The 25,588-nt window shown below is 48.7% G+C and carries 13 protein-coding genes, 6 tRNA genes and 6 rRNA genes; 5 read left to right on the plus strand and 20 right to left on the minus strand.

The window, feature by feature from the left end; all coding sequences use genetic code 11:
- Positions 1-33: 33 nt before the first annotated feature.
- The gene (coaA, locus tag F0316_RS12450; protein ID WP_000075698.1) at positions 34-957 is read left to right on the plus strand and encodes a type I pantothenate kinase; all 924 of its coding nucleotides are present in this window, start codon (positions 34-36) and stop codon (positions 955-957) included.
- Positions 958-1,006: 49 nt separating this feature from the next.
- On the opposite strand, the gene birA is transcribed toward coaA, so the two are convergent.
- Entirely contained in the window at positions 1,007-1,969 is a 963-nt protein-coding gene (gene birA, locus F0316_RS12455; RefSeq protein WP_088132362.1) for a bifunctional biotin--[acetyl-CoA-carboxylase] ligase/biotin operon repressor BirA, read from the minus strand.
- On the minus strand, positions 1,966-3,039 hold the full coding sequence (gene murB / locus F0316_RS12460; protein WP_119773747.1) for a UDP-N-acetylmuramate dehydrogenase: 1,074 nt from the start codon (positions 3,037-3,039) through the stop codon (positions 1,966-1,968). The genes birA and murB overlap by 4 nt, the downstream gene beginning before the upstream one ends.
- A gap of 36 nt (positions 3,040-3,075) precedes the next feature.
- Between murB and F0316_RS12465 the strand changes: the two genes are divergently transcribed.
- Positions 3,076-3,534: a GNAT family N-acetyltransferase gene (locus F0316_RS12465; RefSeq protein WP_172626026.1), complete on the plus strand. Its 459-nt coding sequence runs from the start codon at positions 3,076-3,078 to the stop codon at positions 3,532-3,534.
- Positions 3,535-3,592: 58 nt separating this feature from the next.
- Positions 3,593-4,933, plus strand: a complete 1,341-nt coding sequence (pssA, locus tag F0316_RS12470; RefSeq protein ID WP_000561723.1) for a CDP-diacylglycerol--serine O-phosphatidyltransferase — start codon at positions 3,593-3,595, stop codon at positions 4,931-4,933.
- 284 nt (positions 4,934-5,217) lie between these two features.
- On the opposite strand, the gene F0316_RS12475 is transcribed toward pssA, so the two are convergent.
- The 18 genes from F0316_RS12475 to trxA all read right to left on the minus strand — a co-directional run bounded on the left by F0316_RS12475 (position 5,218) and on the right by trxA (position 22,555).
- A tRNA-Asp gene (locus F0316_RS12475) sits at positions 5,218-5,294 on the minus strand.
- Between the two features lie 75 nt (positions 5,295-5,369).
- Positions 5,370-5,485: ribosomal RNA gene (gene rrf / locus F0316_RS12480) — 5S ribosomal RNA — on the minus strand.
- A gap of 130 nt (positions 5,486-5,615) precedes the next feature.
- A 23S ribosomal RNA gene (locus F0316_RS12485) occupies positions 5,616-8,502 on the minus strand.
- Between the two features lie 288 nt (positions 8,503-8,790).
- Positions 8,791-8,866, minus strand: a tRNA-Ala gene (locus F0316_RS12490).
- Between the two features lie 5 nt (positions 8,867-8,871).
- Positions 8,872-8,947, minus strand: a tRNA-Val gene (locus tag F0316_RS12495).
- Positions 8,948-8,977: 30 nt separating this feature from the next.
- Positions 8,978-9,052: transfer RNA gene (locus F0316_RS12500), tRNA-Lys, on the minus strand.
- A gap of 19 nt (positions 9,053-9,071) precedes the next feature.
- Positions 9,072-9,147, minus strand: a tRNA-Glu gene (locus F0316_RS12505).
- A gap of 68 nt (positions 9,148-9,215) precedes the next feature.
- Positions 9,216-10,758 (minus strand): 16S ribosomal RNA (locus F0316_RS12510).
- Between the two features lie 359 nt (positions 10,759-11,117).
- Positions 11,118-11,233: ribosomal RNA gene (rrf, locus tag F0316_RS12515) — 5S ribosomal RNA — on the minus strand.
- 111 nt (positions 11,234-11,344) lie between these two features.
- Positions 11,345-14,231: ribosomal RNA gene (locus F0316_RS12520) — 23S ribosomal RNA — on the minus strand.
- Between the two features lie 288 nt (positions 14,232-14,519).
- Positions 14,520-14,595 (minus strand) — tRNA-Glu (locus F0316_RS12525).
- A 68-nt stretch (positions 14,596-14,663) separates the two neighbouring features.
- Positions 14,664-16,206: ribosomal RNA gene (locus tag F0316_RS12530) — 16S ribosomal RNA — on the minus strand.
- Together the 16S, 23S and 5S rRNA genes with 6 tRNA genes alongside form the textbook arrangement of a ribosomal RNA operon.
- A 559-nt stretch (positions 16,207-16,765) precedes the next feature.
- The gene (gene fre / locus F0316_RS12535) at positions 16,766-17,476 is read right to left on the minus strand and encodes an NAD(P)H-flavin reductase (RefSeq protein WP_084980791.1); all 711 of its coding nucleotides are present in this window, start codon (positions 17,474-17,476) and stop codon (positions 16,766-16,768) included.
- A 15-nt stretch (positions 17,477-17,491) separates the two neighbouring features.
- On the minus strand, positions 17,492-17,761 hold the full coding sequence (locus F0316_RS12540) for a 2Fe-2S iron-sulfur cluster-binding protein (RefSeq protein ID WP_000222789.1): 270 nt from the start codon (positions 17,759-17,761) through the stop codon (positions 17,492-17,494).
- Positions 17,758-19,599 (minus strand): 4-hydroxy-3-polyprenylbenzoate decarboxylase, encoded by a 1,842-nt coding sequence (gene ubiD, locus F0316_RS12545; protein ID WP_084980792.1) that lies wholly within the window; start codon positions 19,597-19,599, stop codon positions 17,758-17,760. The genes F0316_RS12540 and ubiD overlap by 4 nt, the downstream gene beginning before the upstream one ends.
- Before the next feature lie 81 nt (positions 19,600-19,680).
- Positions 19,681-20,673 carry a hypothetical protein gene (locus tag F0316_RS12550; protein WP_084980793.1) on the minus strand — a complete coding sequence of 331 codons (993 nt, stop codon included), beginning with the start codon at positions 20,671-20,673 and terminating at the stop codon, positions 19,681-19,683.
- Between the two features lie 98 nt (positions 20,674-20,771).
- On the minus strand, positions 20,772-22,031 hold the full coding sequence (gene rho / locus F0316_RS12555; RefSeq protein WP_001054524.1) for a transcription termination factor Rho: 1,260 nt from the start codon (positions 22,029-22,031) through the stop codon (positions 20,772-20,774).
- Between the two features lie 197 nt (positions 22,032-22,228).
- Positions 22,229-22,555, minus strand: a complete 327-nt coding sequence (gene trxA, locus F0316_RS12560) for a thioredoxin TrxA (protein ID WP_001280783.1) — start codon at positions 22,553-22,555, stop codon at positions 22,229-22,231.
- Positions 22,556-22,666: 111 nt separating this feature from the next.
- Between trxA and rhlB the strand changes: the two genes are divergently transcribed.
- Positions 22,667-23,983, plus strand: a complete 1,317-nt coding sequence (rhlB, locus tag F0316_RS12565) for an ATP-dependent RNA helicase RhlB (protein WP_000750771.1) — start codon at positions 22,667-22,669, stop codon at positions 23,981-23,983.
- A 7-nt stretch (positions 23,984-23,990) separates the two neighbouring features.
- Positions 23,991-25,484, plus strand: a complete 1,494-nt coding sequence (gppA, locus tag F0316_RS12570; protein WP_149560520.1) for a guanosine-5'-triphosphate,3'-diphosphate diphosphatase — start codon at positions 23,991-23,993, stop codon at positions 25,482-25,484.
- Positions 25,485-25,588: the final 104 nt, after the last annotated feature.

Consider the following 25,588-nt stretch of genomic DNA (forward strand, 5'->3'; position numbering starts at 1 on the left):
TCCTTATTCTCAACCGGCATGATTGAACCAATTATGAGCCCTTATTTAACCTTTGATCGCCAACACTGGGCCCAATTGCGCAATTCAGTACCTATGACGCTCTCTGAAAGCGATCTAAAAGAGTTACAGGGCATCAATGACCATTTATCGATGACCGAAGCGGTTGAAATCTATCTTCCCCTCGCTCGTCTACTGAATTTGTATGTGGCTGCGCGTCAAAGTCGTAATGGTGTGTTGCATCAGTTTTTGGGTAATACCGAATCAGCCCCCCCTTTTGTGATTGGCATAGCAGGCAGCGTTGCCGTCGGTAAAAGTACAACGGCTCGCTTACTGAAAGCTCTCTTATCACGTTGGGAGAATCATCCAAAGGTCGAACTGATCACCACAGACGGCTTTTTATACCCCAATAAGGTACTGACTGAACGTGGCATTATGCATAAGAAGGGCTTTCCTGAATCTTATGATATTCGCCGCTTGGTGGAATTTGTTTCTGAGGTTAAAGCTGGCCAGCCCAATGTAACCGCCCCCGTTTATTCACATCTCACTTATGATATTACCGATGAAATGAAAGTGGTCGACCGCCCGGATGTGCTGATCATTGAAGGCTTAAATGTACTGCAAAGTGGTATGGACTACCCTCATGACCCACACCGCGTATTTATCTCTGATTTCCTGGATTTTTCGATTTATGTCGATGCCGATAGTCAACTGATAGAAAAGTGGTATATCGAGCGCTTTATGAAATTTCGCCAGGGTGCATTTAAAAAGCCCGGCTCCTATTTCAGCCACTACACTGCACTCACTGAAGCCCAAGCTGAACAGAAGGCGCGTTCCATTTGGGAAACCATCAACGGTAAAAATCTGGTTGAGAACATCTTGCCGACCAAAGGTCGTGCACATTTGATTTTACGCAAAGGGCTTAACCATACGGTAGAAGAAGTCCTGCTCCGTAAATAGTGCTCAAGAAAAAGAGGCTGACGCCTCTTTATTTGATTTTAATTCTGCTCTAGTCGTTTTTACGTAGGGATATCTCACCACCAATAAAACTTTTCAACCCCTCTTCGGTTTCTAATAATACGCCGCCGTGTTCATCAATCCCACGCTCAATACCGCGCACCTCATTCGCCCCCATCAGCAGTTTAACTGGACGACCGATGAAGTTATCCCAACGATTCCAACGCTCAACAAAGTTTTGCATACCTGAAATTTCATACTGGCGTAAGGTGCGATCTAGCGCAGCAATCAGATTAATCGCTAAAGCATTACGATCAATCCGGCTTTGTCCAGTCACTTCTGCAAGGCTTATCCAAGGCTGATCGATATTGCCCTCGTTATCGCGCATAGCAAGGTTGATCCCCATGCCGATCACTAAATGTGCTGCCGCACCAGCTTGACCAGACATTTCGACTAAAATGCCCGCCAACTTTTTATCTTGATAATAGAGATCGTTTGGCCATTTGAGTTTAACGCCATCCACTCCCATGGCTTCCAGCGCTTCAACAATGGCCACACCAACGACTAAACTTAGCCCCATCGCGGCTGCCATACCGGCATCTAAACGCCAATAGATCGAGAGATAAAGATTAGCGCCAAATGGAGAAACCCAATGCCGACCACGCCGACCACGACCACTGGCTTGATATTCTGCTAAACAGACCGTTCCCGATACCAGCGTCTCGACATGATCGAGCAGATATTGATTGGTCGAGCCAATAATCGGGTGCAACTCGACAGGATTATTCACTTGCGATTGGATTACCGATTGATCGAGCAACGTCATCGCTTGAGCAAGTTGATACCCTTTACCCTGTACACGAAACACATCCACACCCCATTCGCGGATACCCTGAATATGCTTACTGATGGCTGCTCGCGAGATCCCAAGCTGAGCACCTAACACTTCACCGGAGTGAAAATCGCCATCGGCTAACTGTTTGAGTATGGCTAGTTTAGCGCTGTGTTCTTTCATGCTTGTTCACTCATCCATTGCTTTAAATTGGTTTCTTCACTTTCGCCAATAAATCGCACTTCATGTTCAAGTTCAATGCCATAGCAGTTGAACACGCGCTGCTGAATATCAGCCGCCAGCATGAGTACATCATGCGCACTCGCGTCACCCGTATTAACGATCACCAGAGCTTGTTTAGGGTGAACTTTCGCTCCTCCGATTTGGTGACCTTTCAAACCCGCTTGATCAATCAACCATCCGGCCGCCACCTTGACCCCTTTTTCAGCCGGATATGCCACCACATCGGGATGCTCAATTTGCAGTCGAGCAAAGGCTTGCTCACTGATCACAGGGTTTTTAAAGAAACTACCCGCATTCCCCATCACAGCAGGATCAGGCAGTTTTTCCATTCGCGTAGCACAGACTCTCTGATAAACATCATGAATAGCACAGTCCGAGGACAAATCTTTTAATGGGCCGTATTGGATAATCGGCTGCCAAGCTTTAGCGAATTTTAACCCTACCGCAGTCACGACTGCTTTTTGATAAAGCTGATGTTTGAAAATGGAGTCACGGTACCCAAATTGGCACTCTTCCACCGTCAAACGCTTCACTGTGCCAGTCTCTAGGCATAAGTAATCGACGTAATCACAAACATCTTTAAACTCAACGCCATACGCGCCAATATTTTGGATTGGTGCAGAGCCAGCACAACCAGGGATCAAAGCAAGATTCTCTAAACCGCCGATCCCCTGCTCCACACACCAACTTACGAGTGAAGGCCAATCTTCACCACCGGCCACATGCAGCCGATGGTAATCATCATCTTGTTGATGCTCTATACCATTGAGGCGATTAACCACTACCATACCTGTATAGTGACAAGTAAAAAGCATATTACTGCCTTTGCCTATAATAAGCTTAGGTAGGCCAGCCCATTCAGCAGAGCAATAGAGCGCCTTAAGATCGTCAATCGATTCCGCCACGACCAATTGAGCAGCTGACTGTTCAATACCAAAGGTGTGGTAGGGTTTGAGGTTCGCACCGAGTTGAATTTGCATGGTCGTCTTTGGATAACTTAAACTGGCCATATTCTACCTCAGATGACCGACAAGCACGAAAGACCAATGTTAGAGTTTCAGCAATTTGACCCCATTAAGCTCCCGCTTATCAAACGCTTTTATAAAAACCACTATCCGGGGAGCAAACCCAAAAGTGATGAACAGGTGATTGTTGCTCTCAAGGATCGTGAGATTGTGGGCGTGGTACGTTTTCGTATGATTGGTCAATATCGCCTACTGACTGGCATGGCAGTGGAAGCCCAGAGCCGTCAACAAGGGATTGGCAAGCAACTGCTCGACTACTGCCAAAAGCAATGGCTCAATCCAGCAACCTTTTGTTTTGCTTATACCCATCTCGAACATTTCTATCAGCAAGGCCATTTTATTCAAATTGCACCTAATGCTTTACCCGCCGAGCTCCATCTACTCTTTGAGCGTTACTCGAGATCTGGTAAGGATCTCATTCCGATGCAATATCAAGCGAAGTATTGTCAAGAATGGTCGCCATTTCTAGCCTTTTCTTAACCAGTTTTGGTAATATCCACTGCTCGCAATTTTGCACACAACAAGGTAATGCATCCCAATGATTGCTCGAAGAAACCCAATCGAACAACTACCAGCGATTGCGCAAGATCCTGACAAATTTGGCGTACTGCTCTCGGCTGCAGAATTTCGAACTCATTTGGTTGAATCGATTCGTCAGGCACGCAAACGTATCTACCTCGTTGCACTTTATTTAGAAAATGACGATGCTGGCCGTGAAATTCTTACTGAACTCTATGCCGCCAAGCAGCGTAACCCAGGACTCGAAATACATATTTGTGTTGACTGGCACCGTGCTCAGCGTGGCTTGATCGGTGCAGCAGAATCCGAAGGCAATGCAGCCATGTATCGTGACTTTGCTCAGCAACATGAGCACTGTATTCCTGTTTATGGCATACCGGTTAGAGGGCGGGAAGTCTTTGGCGTTCTGCATCTAAAAGGCTTCATTATTGATGATCAAGTCATCTACAGCGGTGCGAGCCTCAATAATGTCTATCTCCAGTTTCATGGCCGCTATCGTTTTGATCGCTACCATACCTTAGAAAATGCTGAACTTGCCGACAGCATGGTGCATTTTATCCAACAAGAAATGCTGGCTCACCCGGCTGTCAATAACCTCGCTTGTGGTAGCAAACCCACCACAAAAGAGATTAAGTCTGATATCCGCCAATTCCGAGCTTCACTTGCTCAAGCCAATTACCAATTTGCTAAACAGAAAGTGAATGAAGGTCAAGTCGCTGTCACACCCTTGGTTGGACTCGGTCGACGCAGAAATCGGTTGAACCAAAGCATTATCCAATTGTTAGCCTCTGCTAAAGATGAAGTGTTTATCTGCACGCCATACTTTAATTTCCCGCCGAGCATCGCTAAAGAGGTGAAAAAAGCACTGCGACGTGGCGTGAAAGTGCATATTGTGATTGGCGATAAAACCGCGAATGATTTCTACATTGCACCAGAAGAGCCATTCAAGACTATCGGTGGCTTACCTTACTTGTATGAACTTAATCTGCGCCGCTTTGCGAAAGCCAATGAAGCACATATTGCAAGCCGCAAGCTCTCAATCCACCTCTGGAAGCATGAAAATCACAGCTTTCATCTCAAGGGAATTTGGGTGGATAAACGTTATATGCTCATCACAGGTAATAACCTCAATCCACGCGCTTGGAAGCTCGACCTCGAAAATGCAATTTTAATTCGTGATGATTACCATCACCTTACTACCAAATTTGAAGCTGAAATTGACAATATTCTGCAGCATACTCAGTTAATCTGTACTTATAAGCAAATTGAAAAACCCGAGCACTACCCAGAAAAGGTACAACGCTTAGTACGCCGAATCATGCGTCTAAAAGCCGATCGTGTCCTCAAACAAATCTTATAATCAACGCTTACACTACCAGCCGATGCATTCGCATCGGCTTTTTTATTGCTCAATATAGCCATCCGAAACGACTATGCACTGACAGAAGCTTTATTGAAAAATTCCGATGGATAAACGCAAAAAGACAAAGACAAAAAGAGCAGTAAGAAGAGTTGGACAGTTTGGGATGATTGAACATCATAGAGGATGAGCACTGGGATAGACGATAAGCGGTAATTACCTCTGGCTTTCAATGATTTCCAGAAAGCAAAAAACCCAGTCCTAAGACTGGGTTTCGTAATAAGTGGCGGAGCGGACGGGACTCGAACCCGCGACCCCCGGCGTGACAGGCCGGTATTCTAACCGACTGAACTACCGCTCCGCTGTCTGGTTAGACGTTTCGTCTACTTTTTTTGCCTTTAGATTTTTCTTAAACATCTAAAAACAACAAGTTAAAGCCTGGCGATGTTCTACTCTCACATGGGGAGACCCCACACTACCATCGACGCTGTTTCGTTTCACTTCTGAGTTCGGGATGGAATCAGGTGGGTCCAAAACGCTATGGTCGCCAAGCAAATTCTGTTTTTGATTTCACTTTTTCTTAAAAAGTGATAACCAACAATTCTGGAAAGCTGTCTTCGTTCTCTCAACACATTCTTATGCGCTTAGCTTTGAGTCCACTACAAAACCCCTTGGGTGTTGTATGGTTAAGCCTCACGGGCAATTAGTACAGGTTAGCTCAACGCCTCACAACGCTTACACACCCTGCCTATCAACGTTCTAGTCTCGAACAACCCTTTAGGATACTTAAAGTATCAGGGAAGACTCATCTCAGGGCTCGCTTCGCGCTTAGATGCTTTCAGCGCTTATCAATTCCGAACTTAGCTACCGGGCAATGCGTCTGGCGACACAACCCGAACACCAGAGGTTCGTCCACTCCGGTCCTCTCGTACTAGGAGCAGCCCCCTTCAATCTTCCAACGCCCACGGCAGATAGGGACCGAACTGTCTCACGACGTTCTAAACCCAGCTCGCGTACCACTTTAAATGGCGAACAGCCATACCCTTGGGACCGACTTCAGCCCCAGGATGTGATGAGCCGACATCGAGGTGCCAAACACCGCCGTCGATATGAACTCTTGGGCGGTATCAGCCTGTTATCCCCGGAGTACCTTTTATCCGTTGAGCGATGGCCCTTCCATACAGAACCACCGGATCACTATGACCTGCTTTCGCACCTGCTCGAACCGTCATTCTCGCAGTTAAGCGGGCTTATGCCATTGCACTAACCTCACGATGTCCAACCGTGATTAGCCCACCTTCGTGCTCCTCCGTTACTCTTTGGGAGGAGACCGCCCCAGTCAAACTACCCACCAGGCACTGTCCTCAACCCAGATAATGGGTCTAAGTTAGAACATCAAACATACAAGGGTGGTATTTCAAGGACGGCTCCAACGCAACTGGCGTCACGTCTTCATAGCCTCCCACCTATCCTACACATGTAGGTTCAATGTTCAGTGCCAAGCTGTAGTAAAGGTTCACGGGGTCTTTCCGTCTAGCCGCGGGTACACTGCATCTTCACAGCGATTTCAATTTCACTGAGTCTCGGGTGGAGACAGCGTGGCCATCATTACGCCATTCGTGCAGGTCGGAACTTACCCGACAAGGAATTTCGCTACCTTAGGACCGTTATAGTTACGGCCGCCGTTTACCGGGGCTTCGATCAAGAGCTTCGCTTGCGCTAACCCCATCAATTAACCTTCCGGCACCGGGCAGGCGTCACACCGTATACGTCATCTTGCGATTTTGCACAGTGCTGTGTTTTTAATAAACAGTTGCAGCCACCTGGTATCTGCGACTCTCGTCAGCTCCATCCGCGAGGGACTTCACCATCAAGAGCGTACCTTCTCCCGAAGTTACGGTACCATTTTGCCTAGTTCCTTCACCCGAGTTCTCTCAAGCGCCTTGGTATTCTCTACCCGACCACCTGTGTCGGTTTGGGGTACGATTCCTGACTATCTGAAGCTTAGAGGCTTTTCCTGGAAGCATGGCATCAATGACTTCACTGCCGTAGCAGCTCGACGTCGTGTCTCAGCCTTAAAGAGAGCCGGATTTACCTAACTCTCAAGCCTACGCACTTGAACCAGGACAACCGTCGCCTGGCCCACCTAGCCTTCTCCGTCCCCCCATCGCAATAGTCAGAAGTACGGGAATATTAACCCGTTTCCCATCGATTACGCCTTTCGGCCTCACCTTAGGGGTCGACTCACCCTGCCCCGATTAACGTTGGACAGGAACCCTTGGTCTTCCGGCGAGGAGGTTTTTCACCCCCTTTGTCGTTACTCATGTCAGCATTCGCACTTCTGATACCTCCAGCAAACCTTACGATTCACCTTCAACGGCTTACAGAACGCTCCCCTACCCAATGTCTAAAAGACATTGCCGCAGCTTCGGTGTATTGCTTAGCCCCGTTACATCTTCCGCGCAGGCCGACTCGACTAGTGAGCTATTACGCTTTCTTTAAATGATGGCTGCTTCTAAGCCAACATCCTAGCTGTCTGAGCCTTCCCACATCGTTTCCCACTTAGCAATACTTTGGGACCTTAGCTGGCGGTCTGGGTTGTTTCCCTCTCCACGACGGACGTTAGCACCCGCCGTGTGTCTCCCGGATAGTACTTACTGGTATTCGGAGTTTGCAAAGGGTTGGTAAGTCGGGATGACCCCCTAGCCTTAACAGTGCTCTACCCCCAGTAGTATTCGTCCGAGGCGCTACCTAAATAGCTTTCGGGGAGAACCAGCTATCTCCGAGTTTGATTGGCCTTTCACCCCTAGCCACAAGTCATCCGCTAATTTTTCAACATTAGTCGGTTCGGTCCTCCAGTTGATGTTACTCAACCTTCAACCTGCCCATGGCTAGATCACCCGGTTTCGGGTCTATATCCAGAGACTGAGCGCCCAGTTAAGACTCGCTTTCGCTACGGCTCCCCTATACGGTTAACCTTGCCACTGAATATAAGTCGCTGACCCATTATACAAAAGGTACGCAGTCACACCACGAAGGTGCTCCTACTGCTTGTACGTACACGGTTTCAGGTTCTATTTCACTCCCCTCACAGGGGTTCTTTTCGCCTTTCCCTCACGGTACTGGTTCACTATCGGTCAGTCAGGAGTATTTAGCCTTGGAGGATGGTCCCCCCATATTCAGACAGGATATCACGTGTCCCGCCCTACTCGATTTCACGCTCGATGAAGCGTCGGTTACGGGGCTATCACCCTGTATCGCCAAGCTTTCCAGCTTGTTCACCTACTTCACCGAGTGCTTAAGGGCTAATCCAGGTTCGCTCGCCGCTACTACCGGAATCTCGGTTGATTTCTTCTCCTCGGGGTACTTAGATGTTTCAGTTCCCCCGGTTTGCTCTGTTAACCTATGTATTCAGTTAACAGTAACTGCTTATGCAGTTGGGTTTCCCCATTCGGAAATCGCAGACTCAAACGGCTCTTACTGCCTTATCTGCGCTTATCGCAAGTTAGTACGTCCTTCATCGCCTCTGACTGCCCAGGCATCCACCGTGTACGCTTAGTCACTTAACCATACAACCCGAAGGAGTTTCGGGTTGTTGTTTAAACAACCTAAGTTGTCTCGCGTTTAATTTACATGAGTGCGAGACAGATTTTGCCGGACTCAAATTTTGAACAAGACCGAAGTCTTATTCGATACCAAGCACACTTGAATGTGTTGTTGGTGTTTATCTTTCGATAAACATTGAGAACTTTACAAACAACAATAAATTGTTGTTTTGTCAGCTTTCCAAATTGTTAAAGAGCAAGATTTTCTAATGAAAACCATTTTTAAACATTCTCAGCGAAAACGCTTAAAGATGGTGGAGTTATGCGGGATCGAACCGCAGACCTCCTGCGTGCAAGGCAGGCGCTCTCCCAGCTGAGCTATAACCCCAAATATGGTGGGCGATACCGGGTTCGAACCAGTGACCCCCTGCTTGTAAGGCAGGTGCTCTCCCAACTGAGCTAATCGCCCACATGTTTTACTTCCTGTGGAGGAAGGAAATGGTGGGTCGTATAGGATTTGAACCTATGACCAATTGGTTAAAAGCCAACTGCTCTACCACTGAGCTAACGACCCATTAACTTCTCAAGGGAAGTGGTATCCCGTAGGGGAGTCGAACCCCTGTTACCGCCGTGAAAGGGCGGTGTCCTAGGCCTCTAGACGAACGGGACACTAAGATACTCTTCTCTAATCTAAACCGAATCAATCTGTGTGGACACTCATCACGATAATCTTCGTGTAAGGAGGTGATCCAGCGCCAGGTTCCCCTAGCGCTACCTTGTTACGACTTCACCCCAGTCATGAACCACAAAGTGGCAAGCGTCCTCCCGAAGGTTAAACTACCTGCTTCTTTTGCAGCCCACTCCCATGGTGTGACGGGCGGTGTGTACAAGGCCCGGGAACGTATTCACCGCAACATTCTGATTTGCGATTACTAGCGATTCCGACTTCATGGAGTCGAGTTGCAGACTCCAATCCGGACTACGACGTACTTTGTGAGATTCGCTCCACCTCGCGGTATCGCTGCCCTCTGTATACGCCATTGTAGCACGTGTGTAGCCCTACTCGTAAGGGCCATGATGACTTGACGTCGTCCCCACCTTCCTCCGGTTTATCACCGGCAGTCTCCCTGGAGTTCCCACCATTACGTGCTGGCAAACAAGGATAAGGGTTGCGCTCGTTGCGGGACTTAACCCAACATTTCACAACACGAGCTGACGACAGCCATGCAGCACCTGTCTCAGAGCTCCCGAAGGCACTCCAGCGTCTCCGCTAGATTCTCTGGATGTCAAGAGTAGGTAAGGTTCTTCGCGTTGCATCGAATTAAACCACATGCTCCACCGCTTGTGCGGGCCCCCGTCAATTCATTTGAGTTTTAATCTTGCGACCGTACTCCCCAGGCGGTCTACTTAACGCGTTAGCTCCGAAAGCCACGCCTCTAGGGCACAACCTCCAAGTAGACATCGTTTACGGCGTGGACTACCAGGGTATCTAATCCTGTTTGCTCCCCACGCTTTCGCATCTGAGTGTCAGTATCTGTCCAGGGGGCCGCCTTCGCCACCGGTATTCCTTCAGATCTCTACGCATTTCACCGCTACACCTGAAATTCTACCCCCCTCTACAGTACTCTAGCTTGTCAGTTTCAAATGCGATTCCTAGGTTGAGCCCAGGGCTTTCACATCTGACTTAACAAACCACCTGCATGCGCTTTACGCCCAGTAATTCCGATTAACGCTTGCACCCTCCGTATTACCGCGGCTGCTGGCACGGAGTTAGCCGGTGCTTCTTCTGTAGGTAACGTCAAATGATTAAGGTATTAGCTTAACCACCTTCCTCCCTACTGAAAGTACTTTACAACCCGAAGGCCTTCTTCATACACGCGGCATGGCTGCATCAGGCTTGCGCCCATTGTGCAATATTCCCCACTGCTGCCTCCCGTAGGAGTCTGGACCGTGTCTCAGTTCCAGTGTGGCTGATCATCCTCTCAGACCAGCTAGGGATCGTCGCCTTGGTGAGCCCTTACCTCACCAACTAGCTAATCCCACCTGGGCATATCCGGTAGCGCAAGGCCCGAAGGTCCCCTGCTTTGCTCTTGCGAGGTTATGCGGTATTAGCCATCGTTTCCAATGGTTATCCCCCTCTACCGGGCAATTTCCCAGGCATTACTCACCCGTCCGCCGCTCGCCACCCAAGGAACAAGTTCCTCTGTGCTGCCGCTCGACTTGCATGTGTTAGGCCTGCCGCCAGCGTTCAATCTGAGCCATGATCAAACTCTTCAATTAAAAGTTTTGTGAAGCTTTCGCTTCGGCCCAATGAATACTGATTACATTCTTTGCTTAATAAAAAGCGAAGTAATGTTGAATTGACTGTGCTGAATGATTGCTCATTCGAATGGTCACTCAGTTCATTGATAAATCTTTTTTGATTATCATCAACGAGTGCCCACACAGATTGATTGGTTTACATTGTTAAAGAGCTTGGCTTTCAGTGTCTTAGCACGTCAGCGAGGTGCGTATAATACGCTTCCCACTTTGAAAGTCAACATAAAACTCTAAAATTTTTAGAGCTTTATGGTGACTCGTCTATTGCTAGACCAGTCGGACCTTTTGTCTTCACTTTTAAAAAGTGAAAATAAATAGGAGCCTGGCGATGTTCTACTCTCACATGGGGAGACCCCACACTACCATCGACGCTGTTTCGTTTCACTTCTGAGTTCGGGATGGAATCAGGTGGGTCCAAAACGCTATGGTCGCCAAGCAAATTCTTTTTCTCTATTTCTAGAGAATAATCTGGAAAGCTGTCTTCGTTCTCTCAACACATTCTTATGCGCTCAGCTTTGGGTCCACTACAAAACCCCTTGGGTGTTGTATGGTTAAGCCTCACGGGCAATTAGTACAGGTTAGCTCAACGCCTCACAACGCTTACACACCCTGCCTATCAACGTTCTAGTCTCGAACAACCCTTTAGGATACTTAAAGTATCAGGGAAGACTCATCTCAGGGCTCGCTTCGCGCTTAGATGCTTTCAGCGCTTATCAATTCCGAACTTAGCTACCGGGCAATGCGTCTGGCGACACAACCCGAACACCAGAGGTTCGTCCACTCCGGTCCTCTCGTACTAGGAGCAGCCCCCTTCAATCTTCCAACGCCCACGGCAGATAGGGACCGAACTGTCTCACGACGTTCTAAACCCAGCTCGCGTACCACTTTAAATGGCGAACAGCCATACCCTTGGGACCGACTTCAGCCCCAGGATGTGATGAGCCGACATCGAGGTGCCAAACACCGCCGTCGATATGAACTCTTGGGCGGTATCAGCCTGTTATCCCCGGAGTACCTTTTATCCGTTGAGCGATGGCCCTTCCATACAGAACCACCGGATCACTATGACCTGCTTTCGCACCTGCTCGAACCGTCATTCTCGCAGTTAAGCGGGCTTATGCCATTGCACTAACCTCACGATGTCCAACCGTGATTAGCCCACCTTCGTGCTCCTCCGTTACTCTTTGGGAGGAGACCGCCCCAGTCAAACTACCCACCAGGCACTGTCCTCAACCCAGATAATGGGTCTAAGTTAGAACATCAAACATACAAGGGTGGTATTTCAAGGACGGCTCCAACGCAACTGGCGTCACGTCTTCATAGCCTCCCACCTATCCTACACATGTAGGTTCAATGTTCAGTGCCAAGCTGTAGTAAAGGTTCACGGGGTCTTTCCGTCTAGCCGCGGGTACACTGCATCTTCACAGCGATTTCAATTTCACTGAGTCTCGGGTGGAGACAGCGTGGCCATCATTACGCCATTCGTGCAGGTCGGAACTTACCCGACAAGGAATTTCGCTACCTTAGGACCGTTATAGTTACGGCCGCCGTTTACCGGGGCTTCGATCAAGAGCTTCGCTTGCGCTAACCCCATCAATTAACCTTCCGGCACCGGGCAGGCGTCACACCGTATACGTCATCTTGCGATTTTGCACAGTGCTGTGTTTTTAATAAACAGTTGCAGCCACCTGGTATCTGCGACTCTCGTCAGCTCCATCCGCGAGGGACTTCACCATCAAGAGCGTACCTTCTCCCGAAGTTACGGTACCATTTTGCCTAGTTCCTTCACCCGAGTTCTCTCAAGCGCCTTGGTATTCTCTACCCGACCACCTGTGTCGGTTTGGGGTACGATTCCTAACTATCTGAAGCTTAGAGGCTTTTCCTGGAAGCATGGCATCAATGACTTCACTGCCGTAGCAGCTCGACGTCGTGTCTCAGCCTTAGAGAGAGCCGGATTTACCTAACTCTCAAGCCTACGCACTTGAACCAGGACAACCGTCGCCTGGCCCACCTAGCCTTCTCCGTCCCCCCATCGCAATAGTCAGAAGTACGGGAATATTAACCCGTTTCCCATCGATTACGCCTTTCGGCCTCACCTTAGGGGTCGACTCACCCTGCCCCGATTAACGTTGGACAGGAACCCTTGGTCTTCCGGCGAGGAGGTTTTTCACCCCCTTTGTCGTTACTCATGTCAGCATTCGCACTTCTGATACCTCCAGCAAACCTTACGATTCACCTTCAACGGCTTACAGAACGCTCCCCTACCCAATGTCTAAAAGACATTGCCGCAGCTTCGGTGTATTGCTTAGCCCCGTTACATCTTCCGCGCAGGCCGACTCGACTAGTGAGCTATTACGCTTTCTTTAAATGATGGCTGCTTCTAAGCCAACATCCTAGCTGTCTGAGCCTTCCCACATCGTTTCCCACTTAGCAATACTTTGGGACCTTAGCTGGCGGTCTGGGTTGTTTCCCTCTCCACGACGGACGTTAGCACCCGCCGTGTGTCTCCCGGATAGTACTTACTGGTATTCGGAGTTTGCAAAGGGTTGGTAAGTCGGGATGACCCCCTAGCCTTAACAGTGCTCTACCCCCAGTAGTATTCGTCCGAGGCGCTACCTAAATAGCTTTCGGGGAGAACCAGCTATCTCCGAGTTTGATTGGCCTTTCACCCCTAGCCACAAGTCATCCGCTAATTTTTCAACATTAGTCGGTTCGGTCCTCCAGTTGATGTTACTCAACCTTCAACCTGCCCATGGCTAGATCACCCGGTTTCGGGTCTATATCCAGAGACTGAGCGCCCAGTTAAGACTCGCTTTCGCTACGGCTCCCCTATACGGTTAACCTTGCCACTGAATATAAGTCGCTGACCCATTATACAAAAGGTACGCAGTCACACCACGAAGGTGCTCCTACTGCTTGTACGTACACGGTTTCAGGTTCTATTTCACTCCCCTCACAGGGGTTCTTTTCGCCTTTCCCTCACGGTACTGGTTCACTATCGGTCAGTCAGGAGTATTTAGCCTTGGAGGATGGTCCCCCCATATTCAGACAGGATATCACGTGTCCCGCCCTACTCGATTTCACGCTCGATGAAGCGTCGGTTACGGGGCTATCACCCTGTATCGCCAAGCTTTCCAGCTTGTTCACCTACTTCACCGAGTGCTTAAGGGCTAATCCAGGTTCGCTCGCCGCTACTACCGGAATCTCGGTTGATTTCTTCTCCTCGGGGTACTTAGATGTTTCAGTTCCCCCGGTTTGCTCTGTTAACCTATGTATTCAGTTAACAGTAACTGCTTATGCAGTTGGGTTTCCCCATTCGGAAATCGCAGACTCAAACGGCTCTTACTGCCTTATCTGCGCTTATCGCAAGTTAGTACGTCCTTCATCGCCTCTGACTGCCCAGGCATCCACCGTGTACGCTTAGTCACTTAACCATACAACCCGAAGGAGTTTCGGGTTGTTGTTTAAACAACCTAAGTTGTCTCGCGTTTAATTTACATGAGTGCGAGACAGATTTTGCCGGACTCAAATTTTGAACAAGACCGAAGTCTTATTCGATACCAAGCACACTTGAATGTGTTGTTGGTGTTTATCTTTCGATAAACATTGAGAACTTTACAAACAACAATAATTTGTTGTTTTGTCAGCTTTCCAAATTGTTAAAGAGCAAGATTTTCTGATGAAAACCATTTTTAAACATTCTCAGCGAAAACGCTTAAAGATGGTATCCCGTAGGGGAGTCGAACCCCTGTTACCGCCGTGAAAGGGCGGTGTCCTAGGCCTCTAGACGAACGGGACACTAAGATACTCTTCTCTAATCTAAACCGAATCAATCTGTGTGGACACTCATCACGATAACCATCGTGTAAGGAGGTGATCCAGCGCCAGGTTCCCCTAGCGCTACCTTGTTACGACTTCACCCCAGTCATGAACCACAAAGTGGCAAGCGTCCTCCCGAAGGTTAAACTACCTGCTTCTTTTGCAGCCCACTCCCATGGTGTGACGGGCGGTGTGTACAAGGCCCGGGAACGTATTCACCGCAACATTCTGATTTGCGATTACTAGCGATTCCGACTTCATGGAGTCGAGTTGCAGACTCCAATCCGGACTACGACGTACTTTGTGAGATTCGCTCCACCTCGCGGTATCGCTGCCCTCTGTATACGCCATTGTAGCACGTGTGTAGCCCTACTCGTAAGGGCCATGATGACTTGACGTCGTCCCCACCTTCCTCCGGTTTATCACCGGCAGTCTCCCTGGAGTTCCCACCATTACGTGCTGGCAAACAAGGATAAGGGTTGCGCTCGTTGCGGGACTTAACCCAACATTTCACAACACGAGCTGACGACAGCCATGCAGCACCTGTCTCAGAGCTCCCGAAGGCACTCCAGCGTCTCCGCTAGATTCTCTGGATGTCAAGAGTAGGTAAGGTTCTTCGCGTTGCATCGAATTAAACCACATGCTCCACCGCTTGTGCGGGCCCCCGTCAATTCATTTGAGTTTTAATCTTGCGACCGTACTCCCCAGGCGGTCTACTTAACGCGTTAGCTCCGAAAGCCACGCCTCTAGGGCACAACCTCCAAGTAGACATCGTTTACGGCGTGGACTACCAGGGTATCTAATCCTGTTTGCTCCCCACGCTTTCGCATCTGAGTGTCAGTATCTGTCCAGGGGGCCGCCTTCGCCACCGGTATTCCTTCAGATCTCTACGCATTTCACCGCTACACCTGAAATTCTACCCCCCTCTACAGTACTCTAGCTTGTCAGTTTCAAATGCGATTCCTAGGTTGAGCCCAGGGCTTTCACATCTGACTTAACAAACCACCTGCATGCGCTTTACGCCCAGTAATTCCGATTAACGCTTGCACCCTCCGTATTACCGCGGCTGCTGGCACGGAGTTAGCCGGTGCTTCTTCTGTAGGTAACGTCAAATGATTAAGGTATTAGCTTAACCACCTTCCTCCCTACTGAAAGTACTTTACAACCCGAAGGCCTTCTTCATACACGCGGCATGGCTGCATCAGGCTTGCGCCCATTGTGCAATATTCCCCACTGCTGCCTCCCGTAGGAGTCTGGACCGTGTCTCAGTTCCAGTGTGGCTGATCATCCTCTCAGACCAGCTAGGGATCGTCGCCTTGGTGAGCCCTTACCTCACCAACTAGCTAATCCCACCTGGGCATATCCGGTAGCGCAAGGCCCGAAGGTCCCCTGCTTTGCTCTTGCGAGGTTATGCGGTATTAGCCATCGTTTCCAATGGTTATCCCCCTCTACCGGGCAATTTCCCAGGCATTACTCACCCGTCCGCCGCTCGCCACCCAAGGAACAAGTTCCTCTGTGCTGCCGCTCGACTTGCATGTGTTAGGCCTGCCGCCAGCGTTCAATCTGAGCCATGATCAAACTCTTCAATTAAAAGTTTTGTGAAGCTTTCGCTTCGGCTCAATGAATACTGATACTATCTTTCGACAGTGAATTGACTGTGCTGAATAATTGCTCATTCAAATGGTCACTCAGTTCATTGATAAATCTTTTTTGATTATCATCAACGAGTGCCCACACAGATTGATTGGTTTACATTGTTAAAGAGCGTTCTTCTTGGCGGTCTGCTTCAGAAGAGGCGGCCATTTTAGCGAGAATCGATTTCGTGTCAAACACTTTTTTCAATTTTCTTTTCTGGCCTGTTGAGGCATCGATTTGGCTGTGATCCCTTGCTGCGTCAACGAGGGCGCATTATAGAGATCCGCTTCACACTGGCAAGTGTTTTTTGAGAAAATTTATAGAAATAGCGCTTAACCGCTGCATTTGCGCGCAATGGCTTATTTATCCAACTTTACTCAGACCTTGATGACAACTTATCCACAGAGTTATTCTTTTTAAGCTTTTGTTCTAGTCTATCTATAAAGAAAAAGTCATAAAAAAGCCCAACGATTTAGCGTTGGGCTTTGTCTTGTGTCTTGTTTATAGCTGCGCGTTAAATAAAGGCGTAAGCATCGGCAAACATTCGATCGCGTCGAGCTTGTTTGTTTTGAGTAAATTGCTCACGTGCGGCTCCAGCCATCTCAAAGCGACCTGCTATATAGATGTCAAATGCTTCTAAACTTGCAAAGTCGTTGTTAATCGCTTGCAGTACATTGCCAACTTTTCCAGTCCAGCCATCTTGTGCTTGCTCGACCACTGGAACAACCTGCAAATGAGCATGTTGCTTGGCCAGCTCTCGCAACTCATTCAGTGCGTACAGCTGAGCTGCATCACGCGCGCCCCAATACAGGTAGATAGGCTGAGTTTTACCTTGCGAGAGGCAATGATCTAAGATGGAACGCACATAGCTAAAGCCGGTCCCGCCAGCGATTAAGAGTAGAGGTCGCTCACTCTCTTGTAATGCGGCATTGCCATGTGGCACATCCACTTCAACCCATGTCTGATTAAGATGGGCTTGCTGAAATTTTTCCACGACTTGGTGGGCAAAGGCGCTGTGATCCGCCGCACCAATATGCAGTTCGAGCTCGCCATTGCTACGGCAAGGACTACTAGCAAGTGAGAATGGTCGCTTATCTTTTTCGCCCATCACCACCATTAAATACTGCCCGGCTTGGTAAGCCACCGCGTGCTCGGGTTGTAATAGGATTTGGTAAGTATGCGTCGCCAGCGGCTGCACAGACTTAACTTGGCATTGAATTATCATTGAACTTCCTCTGGCTTACTCTTCAAAAGTCAGCACTAAATCAGTAATTGCGCAGGCTTGGCAGGCAAATATCCACCCTGTCGCTTTTTCTTGTTCGGTCAATAACGGTTCGAGTTCATACTCCACCTCACCTTCAACCAACTTACATAAGCAAGCGGCACAGGCGCCGATTCGGCAGCGGTGGGGAAAGGCTATTTGCTGGTTGAGCGCAGCATCAAGCACCGTTTCACCTGAGTGAATTATAAATTGTCTATCATTAGGCACGATGCGGACGGTATAGGTCATACAATGCCTAACTCATCCCATAACGAATCGATTTTCGCGACTAGCTTAGGATCTTTTCGGATCGGAGTACCCCATTCACGTTCGACTTCGTCAGGCAGTTTATTGGTTGCATCAAAGCAGATCAAATCTTGGCCAACGATTCGTAAGCTATCACGTGCCGGATCCATGCGTGTGGTCATTGCCCAGATCACATCATTCCAGTCATGGATATTCACGTCATCATCGCACAAGATCACAAACTTAAGCGGCGAGTCACCATTGAGTTTATCGACTACACGCTGTAACAGTTGCTGTGCCTGCCCAGCTTCCTGCTTATTAATAAGTAGAAGAACCAACTTATCATTCGCCGCCTCCGGTAATGCAACATCCAACACATCCGCTTCATCACTCAAGCAGGCTTTTAGCGCTTCCAGTGAAAGTTCCGTTGTCTTGTCACTCTGGTCAGAATTAGAAACCGCCAGCTCTGCAGGCCATTTGACGGTAGCATCCAAACCGATTTTTGAGCCTAAACCCACCACTGGTGAAGCAAAATCCAGCGAGTCAATCGGCGTATGCTCAATAAATAGAGTATCGCGCAGAGGCGACATGTGATTGACCATAGCGGCAATCACTTGTGGCCAATCGCGCGCATTCACTTGTTCATCACACACAATCACAAACTTGGTGTACATAAATTGACGTAGGAATGACCACACACCCAGCATCACCCGCTTAGCGTGTCCCGGATACTGTTTCTTAAGTGTCACTATCGCCATGCGATACGAGCAGCCTTCTGGCGGCAGATAAAAATCGGCAATTTCAGGAAACTGCTTTTGTAAGATAGGTACGAAGACTTCGTTAAGCGCCACACCAAGCACGGCGGGTTCATCGGGCGGACGCCCTGTATAGGTGCTGTGATAAATCGGCTTATTACGCATGGTCACATGAGTGACAGTGAACACATGATGGCGCTCAACCTCGTTGTAATACCCCGTGTGATCGCCATAGGGACCTTCATCTGCAAATTCGTTAGGATCGATATAGCCCTCGAGCACGATTTCAGCACTCGCCGGAACTTCCAGATCGTTACTGATCGACTTGACCACTTCAGTACGACTGCCACGCAACAGTCCAGCAAACGCGTATTCAGATAAGGTATCTGGGACGGGTGTTACTGCACCGAGAATGGTCGCCGGATCGGCACCAAACGCCACGCTGACAGGAAAAGGCTCTCCGGGATGTTTTTCCATCCAATCCCGCAAGTCTAATGCCCCTCCGCGATGGGCTAACCAACGCATGATGACTTTATTACGGGCGATTTTTTGCTGACGATAGATCCCAAGGTTTTGGCGCTTTTTATGTGGGCCACGCGTAATGGTTAAACCCCAAGTTAAAAGTGGCGCAACATCGTCCGGCCAGCAGCTCATCACAGGGATTTTATCGAGATCAACCTCATCACCCTGCCACACGATTTCTTGGCAAGGAGCACGACGCAAGCGCTTAACTGGCATATTGAGCACTTGTTTAAAAACGGGCAGCTTTTCAATCAGCTCTTTTAAACCACGAGGCGGTTCTGGCTCTTTAAGATAAGCCAACCACTGACCGACATCACGCAGCTCTTGAACCTGCTGTCGCCCCATGCCCATAGCAACGCGTTCTGGCGTACCAAACAAATTGGTTAGCACTGGAAAGTCGTAACCTAGCGGATTTTCAAACAACAACGCTGGGCCTTTAACACGTAACGTCCGGTCGCTGATCTCGGTCATTTCATAATGCGGATCAATCGGATGGGTAATACGTTTTAGCTCACCACGTTGCTCTAAATAGTCAAGAAAATCCCGTAAGTCCTTAAAATTCATAGGTCTACTACTCGTTGACAGCGATAGCGGCAGTATAACAAACCTCAAGATTGTTCTGCGCCATTTTCTTACATTTGTTGGTTATGGATTCAGTACCGCTAAAATCGCTTGCTGTTTCACCGCGCGATTCGAGCTGACTAACTCATGCAACCATCCTTGATAACCCGATTGAGCAAGCATACTCGCAACCTGAGAGGCATTTTCACTTTGTCCTAGTTTCTCAATTAAGAATTGCTCAACCTCCATCGACATAGGGCGTATTTCAATCAATGCTTGCAGTGCCTCTTGCTTAAGGCTAGGATTTTCGACAGCAAGCATTAATTGCTGCTTAGCAAAACCATCGGCTTGCGCCCCTAAACGAGCAACCTCTTGCCTAATTTCATCATTAGCCTTCATTAACCAAAGCCTTTGATACAAGGTATGGCTTTGACTACGCTGCGCAAATTGCACCATCACCGTTGCAGAGGGCAGCCAACTCGTCACCTGCTCAGTGGTGATTTGGGCAATCAAACGCTCCATGGCTTGCGGTGATAAACGATGCAACTCTGTGAGTAATAAGCGCTGACGAACATCTACTGATTGAGCCGAAGAACCAGAAAGCCACTCACGCAGATTGAGTTCGCCATTTTCTGCTTGTAACACAAACATCACGATATCTTGTTGCTGCTGTGCTTGTTTTAACAGTCGATGGGCGATAGCGGCATAATCAAAAGCGGGGACAGAGAACTCATAACCGTCGCCCCGTTCAGCAATCAAATAATTGGGTGTCTGTGATTTTTGAACAGCAATGAATACGGCAAGCTCCTCCGTCAAGATCAGCTGGCCTTGTTCAAATTTTTGCAATAGAAGAAAACGCACGACTTCTTGTGCGGGATAACTGATACGCTGCAAATTGAACTGTAAGCGATCTACTTCATTGTGCAGTGCGAGCAGATAAAGCTCTTCGGCTTTCTGTTGGGTCTGTGGCTCCGCAAGCCAAAGCTCACGCTCTGTTGCCGTGATATCACCACCAAGCGCGTAAGGCGGCAAACCTAACAAAAAGAGAAGAACGAGGCACAACCATCCTTGTTGCATATACTCCTCCTTGTTCGTTCTACATCAGTGTGGACACCACTGGTCTAGAACGCAAACAAAAACACCACCGCAAGGGTGGTGTTTGAGATAACGTTCAATTACTGTCGACGCATCGCGTCAAAGAACTCATCGTTGGTTTTGGTCATGGCTAACTTATCAATTAGGAATTCCATCGCATCGGTTTCGCCCATTGGGTGAACGATCTTACGTAGAATCCACATCTTTTGTAGCTCATCGGTCTTAGTCAGTAACTCTTCACGACGCGTACCTGAACGGTTGAAGTCGATAGCTGGGAAAACACGTTTTTCAGCAATCTTACGGTTCAAGTGCAGTTCCATGTTACCTGTACCTTTGAACTCTTCGTAAATCACTTCATCCATCTTAGAACCGGTATCAACCAGCGCAGTAGCGATAATGGTCAAGCTACCGCCTTCTTCTACATTACGTGCAGCCCCAAAGAAACGCTTAGGACGATGCAATGCGTTCGCATCCACACCACCGGTCAGTACTTTACCTGATGCAGGAACCACAGTGTTGTAGGCACGCGCTAGACGAGTAATTGAATCCAGTAGGATCACCACGTCTTTCTTATGTTCAACCAGACGTTTGGCTTTTTCAATCACCATTTCTGCCACTTGTACGTGGCGCGATGCTGGCTCATCAAAGGTTGAAGCAACCACTTCACCTTTTACTAGGCGCTGCATCTCAGTCACTTCTTCTGGACGCTCGTCAATCAGCAGTACCATCAGCACACACTCAGGGTGATTGCTGGCGATGCTTTGAGCGATGTTTTGTAGCAGCATGGTTTTACCCGCTTTTGGCGGAGCAACGATCAAACCACGTTGACCTTTACCAATCGGTGCTGCCAAATCGAGAACACGCGCCGTGATGTCTTCTGTGGAGCCATTGCCACGTTCCATCACCATACGTTCATTGGCGTGTAGAGGAGTTAAGTTCTCGAAAAGGATTTTGTTGCGGGCGTTGTCTGGACGGTCATCGTTTACAGTGTTCACTTTGAGCAATGCAAAGTAACGTTCACCCTCTTTCGGCGGACGAATTTTCCCGGCAATTGAGTCGCCTGTACGTAGGTTAAAGCGACGAATTTGGCTAGGTGACACATAGATGTCGTCAGGGCCAGCAAGGTATGAACTGTCTGCACTACGTAAGAAACCAAAACCGTCTTGAAGAATTTCCAGAACCCCATCGCCAAAAATGTCTTCACCACTTTTTGCGTGTGCTTTGAGGATTGCGAAAATAATGTCTTGTTTGCGTAGGCGTGCCAGGTTTTCAAGGCCCAGACTTTCGCCAAGCTTAACCAGATCAGACACAGGGGTGTTCTTCAGTTCTGTTAGATTCATTGTGGTGGATACTTAGTTAGTCAAAAAGGATCGTTGTTAAGTTAAGATGGATATGGTCTAAGGATTGACCAAGAAGTGAACAACTGTTTAATTAACGTGCGATAAACTAGCACTAAATATTAGCCTAGTCTAGAAATTGTTTTTTGCCAAAAACAAAACCGTACATATTGCTATGTACGGCTTGGCGGTCTGACTCATTACAGGTTCGCGTCTAGGAACTCTTTCAGTTGAGTCTTTGATAGCGCACCAACTTTAGTCGCTACCACACTGCCATCTTTAAACAGCAGCAGTGTTGGGATGCCGCGGATACCAAACTTAGGTGGCGTTCCCGCGTTATGGTCAATATTCAGTTTACCGATAGTGAGTTTGCCTGCGTATTCGTCAGCCACTTCATCTAGGATCGGGGCAATCATCTTACAAGGACCACACCACTCCGCCCAAAAGTCAACCAGAACCGGGCCTGCAGCTTTGATTACATCGTTCTCGAAACCGTCATCGGTCAGCTGCAAAATTTTGTCACTCATCTTTCACTCCAATGTGATTTTCTGCACTGGTGATAACTCAACCAGTAAATAGATGCTCTATTGGAATGTATTTACTTCCGTATTGCAAGCGTAAGCTGATATTCTATAGCCATGAAAAAGACGCATATCACAGAGCATAAGTTCGCCGACTTTGGTTTACAGCCACAAGTTATTGATGGACTGGAAAAAAAGGGGTTTGTTTACTGTACCCCTATCCAAGCATTGGCGTTGCCGGTACTGCTCTCCGGCCAAGACATCGCAGGCCAGGCCCAAACAGGGACTGGTAAAACGCTCGCGTTTCTTACTGCTACCTTCAACCATTTATTGACCACACCAGCCGCTGAAGGCCGAGCAGAAACTCAGCCACGCGCCATTATTATGGCCCCGACTCGTGAACTGGCAATTCAGATCTTTAATGATGCCGAGCCTTTGTTGGCCTCAACCGGTCTGAAAGCGGCTTTGGCTTATGGTGGCGAAAGCTATGATAAGCAACTCGCAAAATTGCAAAGTGGCGTCGATATTCTGATCGGGACCACCGGACGCATTATCGATTTCTACAAACAGCGTGTATTCAACCTCAATCACATTCAAGCAGTGGTACTGGATGAAGCAGATCGCATGTTTGATCTCGGCTTTATTAAAGACATTCGCTTCTTGTTCCGCCGTATGCCTGAGCCCAAAGATCGTCTCAACATGCTGTTCTCTGCCACCCTCTCTTACCGCGTGCAAGAGCTGGCTTTTGAACACATGAACAACCCTGAACATGTGGTGGTAGAGCCTGAGCAAAAAACCGGTCATCGCATTCAGGAAGAGCTGTTCTACCCATCGAACGAACACAAGATGGCGCTGCTACAGACTCTTATCGAAGAAGAGTGGCCAGATCGCGCAATCATTTTTGCTAACACTAAACACCGCTGTGAACAGATTTGGGCACATTTGGCGGCCGATAACCACCGTGTTGGCCTACTGACTGGTGATGTACCGCAGAAGAAACGTGAGCGTATTTTAGAGCAGTTCACCCAAGGTGATGTGGACATTCTGGTTGCGACCGACGTTGCGGCACGCGGCTTGCACATTCCTCAAGTGACCCACGTGTTTAACTACGATTTGCCTGACGATTGTGAAGACTATGTACACCGTATTGGCCGTACGGGTCGCGCGGGCGCAAGTGGCCACTCGATAAGCTTTGCGTGTGAAGAGTACGCGATTAATTTGCCGGCGATCGAAAGCTACATTGAGCATGCGATTCCAACCTCAGACTACGATCCTTCAGCTCTGCTGACGGACTTACCTGCGCCTCTGAGCCTACGTTCGTCGCCACAACAGCGCCGCACCAATACCGCAGGTTCTCGCAATAGCAATAATGGTGGCAATCGCAAACCTCAGCAACGCCGCCCACGCGCACCACGCCCGAAAAAGGAAGCCTGATTTCGCTATGAGCCAAGCCGTTTCTTCACCCTTGTATGCTGCCATTGATTTAGGTTCCAACAGTTTTCACATGTTGGTCGTGCGTCATATCGATGGCAGTGTGCAGACAATGGCAAAAATCAAACGTAAGGTGCGTCTGGCAGCAGGTCTAGATGAACACAACGCCTTGAGCTTAGATGCGATGCAAAGAGGGTGGGATTGTCTCAGCCTTTTTGCCGAGCGACTGCAAGATATTCCCGCAGAGAATATCCGAATTGTAGGGACCGCAACCCTGCGTACCGCCACCAATGCCGTTGAATTTATCGCTAAAGCGAACCAGATTTTAGGCCATCCGATCGACGTTATTTCCGGTGAAGAAGAAGCGGCCACTATCTATAAAGGAGTCGCGCACACTTCGGGGGGGTTAGGGCGTCGCTTGGTAGTGGATATTGGTGGTGCGAGTACCGAGCTGATTATCGGTGAAGGTTTTGAAGCCAAAGCCCTCACCAGCTTGAAAATGGGCTGTGTGACTTGGTTAGAGCGCCATTTCAAAGATCGTCAGCTGACGGCCACCAACTTTAATAACGCCATTTTAGCCGCCAAACAGATGCTGGATCCGATCCTCACTCAATACACTGAGCTTGGCTGGAATGTGTGTGTTGGAGCCAGTGGTACGGTACAAGCACTGCAAGAGATCATGCTGGCGCAAGGCATGGATGAAGTCATTACGCTGACCAAACTCAAGCGTTTACAGAAGCAAGCCATGCTGGCCGATCATCTCGAAGAGCTAGATATCGAAGGGTTAACGCTGGAACGTGCTCTGGTTTTCCCAAGTGGCCTATCGATTCTGATTGCGATTTTTGAATCACTGAACATCGAAGCGATGACACTGGCGGGCGGTGCCCTGCGTGAAGGTCTCGTCTATGAGATGGTTCAAGACCTACGCCAAGAAGATATTCGAGCGCGCACCATTCGCTGTGTACAAACCCGTTATCAGATCGATAGCGCTTATGGTGATCAAGTCGCCACTCTCGCCAGTAAACTGCTCGCGCAATGTGGCGGTGAAGCGTGGATCAATGAACCACAAGCAGAGATGTTGCTGCGTACGGCAGCTAAGTTGCATGAAATTGGTCTCACCATCGATTTCAAAAAAGGGGGGGAGCACAGCGCTTACCTACTCCAACATCTTGATCTGCCCGGTTATACCCGCGCCCAAAAACATTATTTAGGTGAAATCGTACGTCGCTATCGCGAACAGTTAACTTCGTTACCTGAACAATATGCACTGTCAGGCACCAGTGGTAAACGCGTACTGCGTTTGCTGCGTCTTGCTGTCCTCTTAAGCCATCGACGCAGCCCGGCGTTAGAGCCGATGGTAGAATTGAGCGCACAAGAGGACAAGCTGACGCTCACGCTTGACGGTGAATGGCTGGCAAAAAATCCACTGACTCGTACAGAGTTAGAGTTAGAAGCCAACCGTCAAACCGATATTGGTTGGCCTCTGTCGATTGAATGCCACTAAGCACTCATAAGCATTAAGCCCTCATCTGAGGGCTTAATGCTTACTGTACCTTCAATATTCCCAAACGACTTGAAGTTGCAAGTAGGCTGCGTATAGACGGTTGT

Source organism: Vibrio cholerae (assembly GCF_008369605.1).
GTDB classification, from domain to species: domain Bacteria; phylum Pseudomonadota; class Gammaproteobacteria; order Enterobacterales; family Vibrionaceae; genus Vibrio; species Vibrio cholerae.

Coding starts and splice junctions, on each gene's coding strand:
- rho (WP_001054524.1), bottom strand. CDS start 22,031: ATGAATCTAACAGAACTGAAGAACACCCCTGTGTCTGATCTGGTTAAG.
- F0316_RS12465 (WP_172626026.1), top strand. CDS start 3,076: ATGTTAGAGTTTCAGCAATTTGACCCCATTAAGCTCCCGCTTATCAAA.
- fre (WP_084980791.1), bottom strand. CDS start 17,476: ATGATAATTCAATGCCAAGTTAAGTCTGTGCAGCCGCTGGCGACGCAT.
- birA (WP_088132362.1), bottom strand. CDS start 1,969: ATGAAAGAACACAGCGCTAAACTAGCCATACTCAAACAGTTAGCCGAT.
- trxA (WP_001280783.1), bottom strand. CDS start 22,555: ATGAGTGACAAAATTTTGCAGCTGACCGATGACGGTTTCGAGAACGAT.
- F0316_RS12540 (WP_000222789.1), bottom strand. CDS start 17,761: ATGACCTATACCGTCCGCATCGTGCCTAATGATAGACAATTTATAATT.
- F0316_RS12550 (WP_084980793.1), bottom strand. CDS start 20,673: ATGCAACAAGGATGGTTGTGCCTCGTTCTTCTCTTTTTGTTAGGTTTG.
- gppA (WP_149560520.1), top strand. CDS start 23,991: ATGAGCCAAGCCGTTTCTTCACCCTTGTATGCTGCCATTGATTTAGGT.
- murB (WP_119773747.1), bottom strand. CDS start 3,039: ATGGCCAGTTTAAGTTATCCAAAGACGACCATGCAAATTCAACTCGGT.
- coaA (WP_000075698.1), top strand. CDS start 34: ATGAGCCCTTATTTAACCTTTGATCGCCAACACTGGGCCCAATTGCGC.
- rhlB (WP_000750771.1), top strand. CDS start 22,667: ATGAAAAAGACGCATATCACAGAGCATAAGTTCGCCGACTTTGGTTTA.
- ubiD (WP_084980792.1), bottom strand. CDS start 19,599: ATGAATTTTAAGGACTTACGGGATTTTCTTGACTATTTAGAGCAACGT.
- pssA (WP_000561723.1), top strand. CDS start 3,593: ATGATTGCTCGAAGAAACCCAATCGAACAACTACCAGCGATTGCGCAA.